The organism is Microtetraspora sp. AC03309, from assembly GCF_020826795.1.
Classification (GTDB): Bacteria; Actinomycetota; Actinomycetes; order Streptosporangiales; family Streptosporangiaceae; genus Microtetraspora; species Microtetraspora glauca.
Genome location: NZ_JADDIL010000049.1, coordinates 1 through 13,619, shown reverse-complemented (window position 1 = coordinate 13,619; position 13,619 = coordinate 1). Strand labels below are relative to the sequence as shown.

Sequence of the window (13,619 nt, the reverse complement as noted above, 5' to 3'; positions counted from 1 at the left end):
ACGATGTTCGGAAGGCAGCCGTGAAGTTCATCCTCGACGCCGAGCAGCGGCTGTTCGGCGACACCCTGCACAAGCTCCTGGCCGAGGCGGGCACGCCGGCCGTGATCCGCGACTGGTCGGCCGGAACGCGTGACTCGGGCCGCGCCCTGTGGCGCTCGCTCGCCGACGCCGGGGTCCTCGCGATCGCCGTGCCCGAGTCGGCGGGTGGCGCGGGACCGCTCCCCGTCGAGCTGGTGACCGCGTTCCACGAGCTGGGACGGCACGCCGTACCCGGGCCGTTCGCCGAGACGGTCGCCGTCGCCGCGCTGCTCGGCCACCTTCAGGACGGGCCGGGCGGCGGGCCGGGCACGGGATCGGGCACGGGATCGGGCACGGAGTTCGGCGCCTGGTCGGCCGGGATCGCCGAGGGGACGACCGTCGCGTCGCTCGCGCTGCCCCCCGCCATGCCGTACGCGCTGGACGCGGACGCGGCCGACGTCGTCCTGGTGGTGGACGGCGACGAGCTGCGCGCGGGCGTGCCCGGCGAGGCGCGCGCCTCCCTCGATCCGGCCCGGCGGCTGTTCTCGGTCACCGGGGGCGACGTGCTCGCGTCCGGGCCCGCCGTGCGCGCGGCGGGCGAGGCGGCGTACGACATGGGCGCGCTCGCCTGCGCCGCGCAGCTCGTCGGCGTGGGTCGCGCGCTGCTGGACGTCTCGGTGGAGTACGCCACGGCGCGGCGGCAGTTCGGCCGGCCGATCGGCGAGTTCCAGGCGGTCAAGCACCACCTGGCCGACGCCCTCGTCGGCCTGGAGTACGCCCGCCCGCTGGTCCACGGCGCGGCCCTCGCGTACGGCTCGCCCGACTTCGCGCGTGACGTGTCCGCCGCGAAGGTCGCGGCGTCGGAGGCCGCGTACGCGGCGGCGAAGATCGCCCTGCAGGTGCACGGGGCGATCGGCTACACCGACGAGTACGACCCGAGCCTGTGGATCAGGAAGGCCCGTGCCCTCTACGCGGCGTGGGGCTCCCCCGCCGCCCACCGCGCCCGGGTGGTGTCCGCCCTGACCTGAGCCCGCGAGAGCGCCGCCGTCGAGGCCCCGTACCGGATCGGTGCGGGGCCTCGCCGATATCACGCTGGCCGCAATAATGCGCGTGAGGCAGTTTTATACCGTTTTGGCACCAGATATGTGACATATCATTGGATAAATGATCATTGCTGTCTAGTGTCAGCGGCCGTGACCATTCATGTAGCGGTGACGGCCCAGGCGGAGCGGACACCCGACGCGATCGCCTACGTGGCCGGTGACCTGCGAGTCTCCTACAAGGAGATGGATCGGCGCGCGAACCGGATCGCGCACGCGCTCCTCAGGAACGGCGTCGCCCGAGAGGAACCCGTGGGGGTGCTCCTCGACCGGGGCGAACATCTGATCCCCGCGTTGCTCGGTGTTCTCAAGGCGGGAGCGGCCTACGTGCCGCTGGACCCGGCCTATCCCCCGGACCGGCTCCGGCTCGTCGCCGCCGACAGCGGCCTGAAGTCGATGATCACACTTCCGGGACTCGCCCACCTGCTGGAAGCGCGCGTGATCCTCGCCGGAGCCGACGACGCGGCGGTCCCGGATACGGATCCGGGCACGGCGGTGTCGCCCGACGACCTGGCGTATGTCATCTACACGTCCGGATCGACCGGCCGGCCCAAGGGCGTGGCCGTCGAGCACCGCGGCGCGATGAACCAGCTCACCTGGATCACCGAGACGTGGACGCCCGAAACGCTGGCCGGCACGCTGGCAGCCGCGTCGATCTCCTTCGACCCCTCCGTGATGGAGATCTTCGCGCCGCTACTGGTGGGCGGCACGGTGATCCTGGCGGACAACCTGCTCGCCCTGCCGGGCCTGCCGGCGCGCGACGAGGTGACGGTCCTCGGCGGGCCGCCCTCCGTGCTGGCCGCGTTGCTGCGCACGGGCCCGTTGCCGCCGCGTACGCGCCTGGTGCACTCGGGGGCGGAGGCGGCGTCGGCTGAGCTGATCGCCGCGATCTACCGGAACCCGCAGGTCGAGCGGGTCTTCAACCTCTACGGGCCGACCGAGTGCACCATCCAGTGCCTCGCCCACGAGGTCCCGCGCGGGGCGACCGGCGTCCCGCCGATCGGGTCGCCCATCGCCGGCGCCGTGGTGAGCGTCAGGGACGCCGACGGCGCCGAGGTCGCCGAAGGCGAGGTCGGCGAGCTGTGGGTGAGCGGCCCCGTGGTGGCGCGCGGCTACCTCGGCCGTCCCTCCGGGGGCCGCCCCGGCGAGGACCGGTTCATCGAACGCCCCGGTGCCGGGCGGATCTACCGGACCGGCGACCTGGTCAGATTCGACGGCGGCGTCTACCACTTCGCCGGGCGGGCCGACGACCAGGTGAAGATCCGCGGCCACCGGGTGGAGCTCGGCGAGATCGAACGGACCCTCGCCGCCCATACCCGCGTGACGGCCGCCGCCGTGCTGGCGTTGCCCGACGCGGACGGCACCCGGCGGCTCGCGGGATACGTCCAGACCAGCGTCCAGACCAGCGTCCAGACCGGCGACCAGACCGGCGACCAGACCGGCGACGCGGCCGAGCGGGAACTGCTGGACTATCTGCGCGGGCGCCTGCCCGGCTACATGGTTCCGGACCGCCTCGCCCTCCTCGACAGGCTCCCGCTGAACCCGAACGGCAAGATCGACCGCCAGGCCCTCGGCGCCGTACGGGCCGCCGCGCGCGAGGCGACGACGGCGCCCCGCGACGACCTCGAACGGCGGCTCGCCGGGATCGTCGCCGGCGTGCTGGGAATCGACGCCGCGCAGGTGGGCGTGGAGGACCGATTCCCCGATCTCGGCGGGCACTCCCTCGCGGCGGCCCGCGTCGTGGCGCGGGCGGGCGCGGAACTCGGGACCGAGGTGCCACTGCACGAGTTCCTCGCCGACCCCACCGTGGCGGCGCTGGCCGGGCGCGTACGCGCCGGATCCGGCGGGCGCGCTCCCCTCGTCCGGCACGCCGGGCGCGACCGCTATCCGCTCACCGACATGCAACGCCAGTTCTGGGCACTGCGGCAGATCGAGCCGGGAACGCGGGCCACGACGATCGCCCTACGGCTCCGCGTGCGCGGCGCCGCGACCGCGGGGCCGTTCCGAGCCGCTCTCGACGGCATCGTGAGCCGCCACGAACCGCTGCGCTCCGTCATCGAGCACCACGACGGTGAGCCGGTCGCCCGCGTCCGCGCCCCCGCACCCGTACGCGTGGCCGAGCACGACCTGCGCGACCTGGCACCGGAGGCCCGCGAGGCCGAGATCCTGCGCCTCGCCGACCTGGCCGCGACGCCGTTCGACCCGGCCTCGGACGTGCCGCTGCTGCGCGCGGTTCTCGCCTGGACGGGTACGGCGGCGGCCGAGCTGATCGTCGTCACGGATCACCTCGTGTTCGACGGCTGGTCGACCCGGATCCTGATCGACGAGCTCGCGGCCGGGCTGGCCAGGTTGCCGGTCCCCGACCCGGCCCTCCAGCTCGGGGACGTGGCGGTGCGCGAGGAGGAGCGCCGGGAGGCGGCGCTTCCCCGCGAGACGGCCCACTGGCGGGAGGCGCTCGCCGACGCCGCCGTGCCGTACGACCTCCTGGGCGCGGAGCGGGCGGCGACGCACACGGGACGCCGGCTCAGGCGGCCGATCGGTCCCGCGCTCGAAACGGGGATCAGAAGGGTCGCCGCACGCCACGGCGTCACCCCCGCGGCGGTCCACCTGGCCGCGCTCGCCACCGTGATCGGCGGCCTGACCGGGCGTGCCGAGACGATGATCGGCCTGGCCGCCGCCGAACGCGACCGGCCCGGCCTGGACCGGGTCGTGGGGCCGCTGCTCGGCGTGCTCCCTGTCCCCGTACGCTTCGGCGACGATCCGGCGTTCGGGGACCTGGTGGGTGCGGCGGGCGCGGCGATCACCGGGGCGCTCGCCCACCAGGAGCAGGTCGGGTCGGCGGTCTCCGGCGCGGTGCCCCGCCCTCCCGGGTCCGGCCCCGCGCCGATCGTGCTGTCGGTGCAACCCGAGGACGTGCCCGCCGTACTGGAGGCGGGGCCGGTCCGGGTCGAGCTGGTCGGCGAGCTGGACTGCGGCGGCGCGGTGGCGGAGCTGACGGTCCTGGTGAACACCGGTGCCGACGGGCCGGAGCTGCTGGTCGAGTACGCCGCCTCGCGCTTCGGCGCGGCCGACGCGGAACGGGTCGCCGACGCGCTGCTCCACGCGCTCGAACGCGGCCTGGACGACCCGCGCACGCCGGTCTCCGCGCTGCGCCTCGTCTCGGAGGAGGAGCGTACGGCCCTGCTCGCGGCGGGCACCGGAGCGGAGATCGACCCGCCCGCCACCATCGTGGACGCGATCATCACGCAGGATCGGCGCCGGATCGCGATCGAGGCGGCCGGAACCCGGCTGACCTACGGTGAGCTGGAGGAGATCTCCGCCAGGGTCGCGACCGGACTCGTCGCCGCGGGCGTCACCGCGGAGGAGCCGGTCGGTGTGAGCCTGCCCCGCGATCACCACCTGCCCGCGGTCCTGCTCGGCGTGCTGCGGGCGGGCGGCGCGTACGTGCCGATGGACCCCGACCTGCCGGCCATGCGGCTGGCGGCGATCGCCGAGGACGGCGGCGTACGGCGGGTGCTCGCCCTCGGCGAGGAGGCGCACGCCGCGGTCGCGCCGATCGGCGGCGTGACGGTCCTCGACGCGGAGGCGCTGATGGCGGTGCCCCGCGGCGAGATCCCGGAGGCCGACCCCGGGGGACTCGCCTACGTGATCTTCACGTCGGGCTCGACCGGACGGCCCAAGGGCATCGAGATCCCCCATCGCGCGCTGGCCGCGTTCGTCGTCTCCATCCAGGCCGATCCGGGGCTGACCGGGGACGACGCCGTGCTCGCGGTGGCTCCGATGGTGTTCGACGTCTCCGCGTTCGATTTGTGGGCCACGCTCACGGCGGGAGGCCGCGTGGTCATGGCCGACACCGCGACGGCCTTCGACGGCCGTGCCCTCGCCGAGCTGTGCGACTCGGCCGGGGTCACCCTCGTGCTCACCACGCCGAGCCGGATGCGGCTCATGGTGGAGGCGGGCTGGCGGGGCCGTCCCGAGATGCGGCTCATGGTCGGCGGCGAGCCGTTCGATCCCACGCTGGCGCGGGAGCTCCAGGCGCGGGCCGGGAAGCTCTGGAACGCGTACGGCCCGGCCGAGGTGACCGTGGCCTCCACCGTCCATCCGGTGACCGGGCCGGTCGGGGAGAGCGTGCCCATCGGGCACCCGCTCCCCGGCGAGCGCCTCTACGTCGTCGATCCGCTCGGCCGGCTGCTGCCTCCCGGGGTGCCCGGCGAGCTGTGGCTGGGCGGTCCCGGCGTCGCCCGCGGGTATCGCGGGCGTCCCGAGCTGTCCGCCGCCGCGTTCGTCCCCGACCCCGCGTTCGGCGCCGACCCCGCGACCGCCCCGGCGCGGCGCTACCGGTCCGGGGACATCGTGCGCTGGATCCCGGACGGCGCGGGCGGACTGGTGCTCGACTTCGTCGGCCGCAGGGACGAGCAGGTGAAGGTACGCGGCTACCGCGTCGAGCCGGGCGAGATCGACGCGGTGCTGCGCGCCCACCCCGCCGTCACCGATCTCGCGGTCGTCGCCACGAGCGGCCCCGACGCCCACCTCGTCGGGCACGTCGTCTGGCGCGGCGAGCAACGGACCTCCGAACTGGAGGACTACGCCAGGGACCGGCTCCCCGGCTACATGGTGCCCCGCCGATGGGCCGCGCACGCCACGCTCCCCCGCACCGTCAGCGGCAAGCTCGACCGCCGCGCCCTGGAGGACGTCGAGGTGGCGGCCGCGCCCCACACGCCGCCGGAAGGCCCGATGCAGGAGTTCACCGCCGAGATCTGGCAGGAGGTGCTGCGTGCTCCCCTCGTCGGGGCCCGCGACGACTTCTTCGCGCTCGGCGGCACGTCGCTGCTGGCCACCCGCGTGACCGTCCGGCTGCGTGAGGCGCTCGCCTGCGACCTGGCCGTACGCCTCCTGTTCGACCATCCCGTACTCGCCGACTACGCCACCGAAGTGGAACGACTGGTCATCGCCGAGATGGCCGGACAGGAGGCCCGCTCATGACCGTCGTCTCCGGAGATGACCGGCTGCGCGCCCTGCTCGACCAGCGCATCGCGCGGGCACGCCAGACGGCGTCGGCGGGCATCCCGCGCCGTACGGACGGCGGGCCGTGGCGGCTGTCGCCCGTGCAGCGGCGGATGTGGCTCGCGTCCGAGGTGGACCGGGACAGCCCGGCCTACAACGTGCCGCTCGTGCTGCGGCTGCGCGGCGAGCTGGACGTGGACGCGCTGCGCCGGGCCGTGGTGGACGTCGTGGAGCGGCACGAGGTGCTGCGCTCGACGGTGGAGGTCCGCGACGGCGAGCCGTACGCGGTCACGGGTGACGCGGACGGGATCGCCGTCGCGGTGGAGGACGTCGCCCCGGAGGCGCTGGAGGAGCGGCTCGCGGAGCTGGCGCGTGTGCCGTTCCGGCTGGCGGAGGAGCGTCCGCTGCGGGCGGCGATCCTCGCCACCGGTCCCCGCGAGCACGTGCTGGTCCTGCTCATGCACCACATCGCGATCGACGCGTGGGCGCAGCCGCTGCTGCTCGACGACCTCGCCGCGCTGTACCGCTTCCGCGCCGGGACCGGGCCCGCGCTCGACCCGCCGTCGCTGGGTTACCCCGACGTGGCCGCGTGGTCGAACGCCCGGGCCGAGTCCCCGCAGACGGAGCGGACGCTCGATTGGTGGGAGGACTACCTCGCCGGGCTGGAACCGGTGCCCGGCCTGCCACCGGACCGTACGGCGGTCGCCGGAACCTCGGAAGCCGGGGGGTCCACGACGTCGCCGGGGTGGCACGCCGGGGTGGCGGACGTCGCCGTCGCCCCCGAGACCGCCGCGCGATTGCGCGCGCTGGCCGCGGAGAGCGGAGCGACGGTGTTCATGGTGCTCCTGGCGGCGCTCCAGGCGACACTGGCACGCGTGTCCGGCGCCTCCGGCGTCACCTCCGACGTGACGGTGGGCGTGCCGGAGTCGGGCCGCCGGCATCAGGACACCGAGTCCATGGTCGGCTGCCTGGTCGAGACCCTGGTCATCCGCGACCGGGTCGACGGCGACCTCAGCGGCAGGGACCTGGTCGGGCGGGCCCGCGCCCGTGCTCTCGACGTCTTCGGCCACGCCGACGTGCCGTTCGACCGCGTGGTGGAGCGGGTGCGCCCGCACCGGTCCGGTACGGCGGCGCCGCTGTTCGACGTGCTGCTCAACGTCTACGACGCTCCCGCGGAGGTCACCGGCTTCCCCGGGCTGACGGCCGAGACGATCGAGGTGCCGCCCTTCGCCGCGAAGTTCGACCAGGCGTGGACCTTCCTCGACGACGGCACCGCCCTGCACGGCAGCCTGACCTACCGCACCGACCTGTACGAGCCGGACACGGCGGCCCGCCTCGCGGGCTGGTTCGGCGCCCTGCTCGCCCAGCTCGTCGCGGATCCGGAGCGCCCCGTGGGCGAGCTGGAGCTCGAACCCGGCGCCGATCCCGCCCTCTCCGAACCGGATCCGCCCGTGCTCGGCGAACCGACTCTGCATGGGCGGATCACCGCGCAGGCGGCCCGCACCCCTTCGGCCACGGCCGTCGTGGCGGCGGACGGCACGCTCACCTACGCGGAGCTGGACGAGCGCGCGAGCGGTCTCGCCGGCCGGTTGCGGGCGGCCGGCGTCGCGCGCGGCGACCGGGTGGCGCTCCTGATGGAACGGACCCGGGACCTGCCCGTGGCCCTCCTCGGCGTGCTCAGGGCCGGGGCGGCCTACGTCCCGATCGACGACGCCGCGCCCGCCGACCGGATCGCCGCCGTCGTGTCCGCAGGCGGAGTCCGCGTCGCGGTCTGCGCCCCCGAGCTCGCGGACCGACTGCCCGCCGGCGTCACCGTGATCACGCCCGGCGACGCCGCGCACGGATCCGCGCACGACCCGGTCGCGAACGACGCGAGCCGCGACAACAGGGGCGACGACGGCGACGGCAGCGACAGCGGCGACCACGGCGACCACGGCGCGGCCCGGCCGGACGACCTCGCCTATGTGATCTTCACCTCCGGCTCGACCGGTACGCCCAAGGGGGTGGCGGTCGAGCATCGCCAGGTGGCCGCCTATCTCGACGCGGTACTTTCCCGGATCGGACGGGACGGCACGACGCCCCGCTCGTACGCGCTCGTCTCGACGATCGCCGCCGACCTCGGCCTCCTGAACGTCTTCGGCGCGCTGACCACGGGCGCGGCGCTGCACCTGCTCGGCAGGGAGACCGCGGTCGATCCGGAGGCGTACGCGGACTGGCTGCGCCGGCACGACGTGGACGCGGTGAAATGCGTGCCCAGCCAGCTCGAACTGCTGGCGGCGCACGGCGATCTCGCCGCGGTGCTCCCCCGCCGCCTGCTCGTGCTCGCCGGCGAGGCCACGCCCTGGACGCTGGTCGACCGGATCGCGGAGGTACGGCCCGACCTGGAGGTCCAGATCCACTACGGTCCGACGGAGACGACGATCTCGGTACTCGGATGCGTGGCCGCGACGACCCCGCGTACGGGATCCGTGGTGCCGCTCGGCACGCCCTTCCCGGGAGCGCGCTGCTTCGTCGCCGACCCGGCCGGGCGTGCTCTGCCGTACGGGGTTGTGGGCGAGTTGTGGATCGGCGGCCCGCAGGTCGCGCGGGGATATCTGGGCGCCCCCGGCGACGCCCGTTACGCGGACCGCGCCGACGGTCGTCACTACGGGTCCGGCGACCGGGTGCGGATCACCCGCGACGGGTTCGTGGAGTTCCTCGGCCGCGTCGACGACCAGGTGAAGATCAGGGGATACCGGGTCGAGCCGGGCGAGGTCGCCGCCACCTGCCGGTCGCTGCCCGGCGTGGCGGAGGTCGTGGTCCTCCCGACGGGAGAAGGCACGGCACGGAGGCTGGCCGCGTGGCTGGTCCCCCGGTCGGACACCGCCGTCACCGACACCGTCACCGTCACCGTTGAGGGCGTACGCGCGGCGCTGCGGCGCGTGCTGCCGGACTACATGGTGCCGTCGACGATCACGCTCGTGGACGCGCTGCCGCTGAACACCAACGGCAAGGTGGACCGGACCCGGCTGCTCGACCTGCTCGACCTGGCCGCCGCCGACCCGTACGGCGGTTTCGGGGCGGGTGGTGTCGGGCCGGGCGACGGAGGGCCCGCGCCCGAGACGGGCACCGAACGGCTGATCGCGGAGATCTGGGCCGAGCTGCTCGGAGTGCGCGGGACCGGCCCGAACGCGATCGGTGCGGACACGATCGACGTGAACGCGGACTTCTTCGCGCTGGGCGGCGACTCCTTCACCGCCGTGCGCGTGGCCGGGCGGCTCACCGCCGGGCTCGGGACCACGGTCCCGCTGCGGCTGCTCTTCGAGCGTCCGGTGCTCGCCGACCTGGCCGCCGGGCTGGACGCGTTGCCCCGGAGCGAGGCGGCTCCGGCGGCCGTCGCGATCCCCCGGCGGGCGGGCACCGGCCCGGTCCCGCTGTCCCCGGTCCAGCGCCAGATGTGGCTGGCCGGAGAGGTGGACCCGGACAGCGCGGCCTACAACGTGCCGGTCGTGATCCGTCTCGACGGCGACCTCGACGTGGAGGCGCTGCGGCTCGCCGTCGTGGACCTGGCCGAGCGGCACGAGGTGCTGCGCTCGACCGTCGAGGTACGCGACGCGGAGCCGTACGCGTTGACCGGTCCCGCGTCCCGGGTCACCGTGGACCTGATCACGGACCTGTTCACGGACCCGATCCCGGACCCGATCACAGGCATGATCACGGGCCTGGAGGATCGCGGCCCCGGCGAGGACCGGGTGGAGCGGCGGCTCGCGGAGCTGGCGACGCGGCCGTTCCGGCTGGAGGAGGAGTACCCGCTGCGGGCCTCGATCCTCGCCACCGGCCCGCGCGAGCACGTGCTCGCCCTCGTCCTTCACCACATCGCCAGCGACGCCTGGTCGCGCGGCGTCCTCCTCCGGGACCTCGCCGACCTCTACGCGGCCCGTACGGGAGCCCGGCCCGCTCCCCCGGCCCTCGACCGCCAGTTCGCGGACGTCTCGGAATGGCAGCGGCTGGCCACCGAAGCCGAGGACCCCGGCTGGTGGGCGGTCGAACTGGACGGGATGCCGGCCGAGATCGCGCTTCCCGTGGACCGCGTACGGCCCGCCGCGCCCGGCACCGGGGTGGGGCTGCTCGACCTCGACCTGCCGGACGAGCTGGCCGCGCGGGTGCGGGCGCTCGCCGCCGCGAGCGGCGCGACGGTGTTCATGGTCCTGCTCGCCGGGTTGCAGGCCATGCTGGCGCGGGTGTCGGGCGGCTCCGACATCGCCGTCGGCGTGCCGGAGTCGGGACGACGGCATCCCGAGACCGAGCGGCTGATCGGCTGCTTCCTCCAGACCCTGGTCGTCCGAACCTCGGTGGAGGACGCCCTCACCGGCAGGGACCTGGTCGAACGGGTCCGCGCGGAGACGTTGGACGCCTTCGCGCACGCGGGCGAGCCGCTCGGCGCCGGGCAGGTGCTGCCGCAGGTCCTGCTCAACGTGTACGACGCGCCGGGGCCGGTCACCGGCTTCCCCGGACTCGACGCGCACGCCGTGGAGATGAAGCCGGTCACCGCGAAGTTCGACCTGAGCTGGACCGTCCAGGACACCCGCACCGGACTGTGGGGCGGGCTGGCCTACCGGCCCGAGTTGTTCGACGAGTCGACCGCGCGGCGGATCGCCGGTTTCTTCCTGGCGGTCCTGGACCAGCTGACCGCCGACCCCGACCGCCGGATCGGCGACCTGGACCTCGATCCGGGCGTGGACGCGCTGCTGGCGGGGCCTCCCGGAACGCCGGTCGGCGGGCCGACCCTGAACGAGCGGACCCTGAACGAGCCGACCCTGAACGAGCCGACCCTGCACGAGCGGACCCTGCACGGGCGGATCTCCGCACACGCGGGACGCACACCGTCGGCGACGGCGGTCGTGGCGGCGGACGGCACGCTCGACTACGCGGAACTGGAGGAGCGCGCGGCCCGGCTCGCCCACCGCCTCCGCGAGGCGGGAGTGAAGCGCGGGGACCGGGTCGCCGTCCTGATGGAGCGCACCCGGGACCTGCCCGTGGCCATGCTCGGCGTGCTGAAGGCGGGCGCGGGTTACGTCCCGATCGACGACGCCGCGCCCGCCGACCGGATCGCGGCGATGCTCGCCACCGCCGGGGCACGCGTCGTGGTCTGCGCCGCCGATCTCGCCGCCCGGGTGCCGGAGGGCGTCGCCGCCGTCCCGCCCTGGCTTCCGGACGCGGGTGCCGCCGACGGCGCCGTACCGGACGGCGTCGAGGTGGGCACCGCGGTGGGGAGCGAGGTGGGGAGCGAGGTCGGGCCGGAGGATCTCGCCTATGTGATCTTCACCTCCGGCTCGACCGGTACGCCCAAGGGCGTGGCGGTCGAGCACCGGAACATCACGGCGTACCTCGACGGCATCCTGTCCCGCCTGTGCCCGGCCGGTCCGCTCGAATCGTGGGCGCTGGCGTCCACAGCCGCCGCCGACCTGGGCATCCTCAACGTCTTCGGAGCGCTGACCACGGGCGCGGCGCTGCATCTGCTGGACCGGGACACGGCGACCGACCCGCCCGCCTTCGCCGCGCACATGACCGGGCACGCGGTCGACTTCCTCAAGTGCGTGCCCAGCCACCTGGAGCTGCTGGCCTCGCACGGCGACCTGGCGGCGGTGCTGCCGCGCCGCGTGCTGGTCCTGGCGGGCGAGGCTGTCCCGTGGGCGCTGGTGGACCGCATCGCGGAGGTACGGCCCGACCTGGAGGTCCAGGTTCACTACGGTCCGACGGAGACGACCGTCGCCGTGCTCGGCTGCTCCACCGGGAACGCGCCGCGTGCGACGGCGAACGTCCCGCTGGGCCTGCCGCTGCCGGAGGCGCGGTGCTTCGTGGCCGACCACGCCGGGCGTGCCCTGCCGTACGGCGTGGCGGGCGAGTTGTGGATCGGCGGCCCGCAGGTGGCGCGGGGCTACCTGGGGCATCCGGAGGATCCGCGCTATGTGACGCGGGACGACGGCCGCTGGTACCGGTCGGGCGACCGGGCCCGGGTGACCTCCGAGGGATTCGTCGAGTTCCTCGGCCGGATCGACGATCAGGTGAAAATCAGGGGATACCGGGTCGAGCCGGGCGAAGTCGCCGCCGTGTGCCGGGCGCTTCCCGGCGTCGCGGAGGCCGTGGTCCTCCCGGTCGGCGAGGGTACGGGGCGCCGCCTGGCCGCCTGGCTGGTCCCCACCGCGCCGGGCGTGGGTGTGGGTGCGGGTGTGCCGACCGTGGACGACGTCCGCGCGGCGCTGCGGGACGCGCTGCCCGACTACATGGTGCCGTCGGTGATCACGTTGCTTGACGCGTTCCCGCTGAACGCCAACGGCAAGGTGGACCGCACCCGGCTGGCCGCGGAGCTGGGCGCGGTGAGCACGGGCGAGCGGGTGGCCCCCGCCACGGACACGGAACGGAGGCTCGCGGAGATCTGGGCGCGACTGCTCGGCGTGGAGTCCGTCGGCGCGACCGACGACTTCTTCGCGCTCGGCGGCGACTCCTTCACCGCCGTCAAGGCCGTGCACGAGATCGACGGGGGGTTGCGGGTCATCGACCTGTTCACCCATCCGACCGTGCGCGAGCTCGCCGCCCACCTCGACGGCCGTTCCGGCGGCCAGGGTGGGCTGCTGCACCGGCTCGGCGGCCCGAAGGCGGGGGCGAAGGCGACCGCGACCGTGGTCTGCGTGCCGTACGGCGGCGGCTCGGCGGCCGTCTACCGGCCGCTGGCCGAGGCGCTGCCGGAGGGAGTGGAACTGCTGGCGCTCGAACTGCCCGGCCACGATCCCGCCCGCCCCGACGAGGAGCCGCGGCCGCTGGAGGAGGTGGTCGAGCGGTGCGTGGCCGAACTCGCCGCGCGGGAGACCGGGCCGATCTCGGTCTACGGGCACTGTGTCGGCACGGCGCTCGCCACCGCCCTGGCCCTGCGGCTGGAGGAGACGGGCGTCCCGATCACCGGCGTCTTCCTCGGCGGCAGCTTCCCGACCGCGCGGCTCCCCGGAAAGGTGTCCGCGTGGATCAACCGGCATCTGCCCGCCGACCGCTGGTTGTCCGACCGCGCCTACCGTGACGTCCTTCGGGCGATGGGCGGCCTGCCCGAGGACCTGGAGGGCGCCGCGGTCGAGACGGCCGTCAACGCGCTCAGGCACGACGCCCGCCAGGCGCAGGCGTGGTTCACCCGCCGGCTCGCCGATCCGGCGCGCCGCCGGCTGCGCGCGCCGGTGCTGGTGGTCATCGGCGGCGCCGACCGCGCGACCGAGTTGTACGAGGAGCGCTATCGGGAGTGGACGGCCTTCGCCGACCGGGTGGAGCTCGCGGTGATCCCGCACGCCGGGCACTACTTCCTGCGCCACCAGGCCGACCAGCTCGGCGGCCACCTGGCCGAAGCGCTGCGCCGCTGGGCGGAGCCCTACGAGCGACCGGGCGGGCAGCCGGACGAGGACCGGCCCGCGGACCGAGACGGGAACCCGGGCGGAACCCAAGGCGGGGAACAGGGCGGGGACCAGGGCGGGGAAC

General features: G+C 74.9%; 3 protein-coding genes. All 3 read left to right on the top strand.

Going from position 1 to position 13,619, the window contains the following annotated elements:
- Positions 1 to 20 precede the first annotated feature (20 nt).
- Positions 21 to 1,046, top strand: coding sequence for an acyl-CoA dehydrogenase family protein (locus IMZ11_RS26030; protein ID WP_228645033.1), 1,026 nt, complete (start codon positions 21 to 23; stop codon positions 1,044 to 1,046).
- A gap of 165 nt (positions 1,047 to 1,211) precedes the next feature.
- Complete coding sequence (locus IMZ11_RS26025) at positions 1,212 to 6,101, top strand: non-ribosomal peptide synthetase (protein WP_228645032.1); 4,890 nt, start codon at positions 1,212 to 1,214, stop codon at positions 6,099 to 6,101.
- Positions 6,098 to 13,619: non-ribosomal peptide synthetase (locus IMZ11_RS26020; RefSeq protein WP_228645031.1), on the top strand; the 7,522-nt coding region annotated here is incomplete at its 3' end. The genes IMZ11_RS26025 and IMZ11_RS26020, both read left to right, overlap by 4 nt.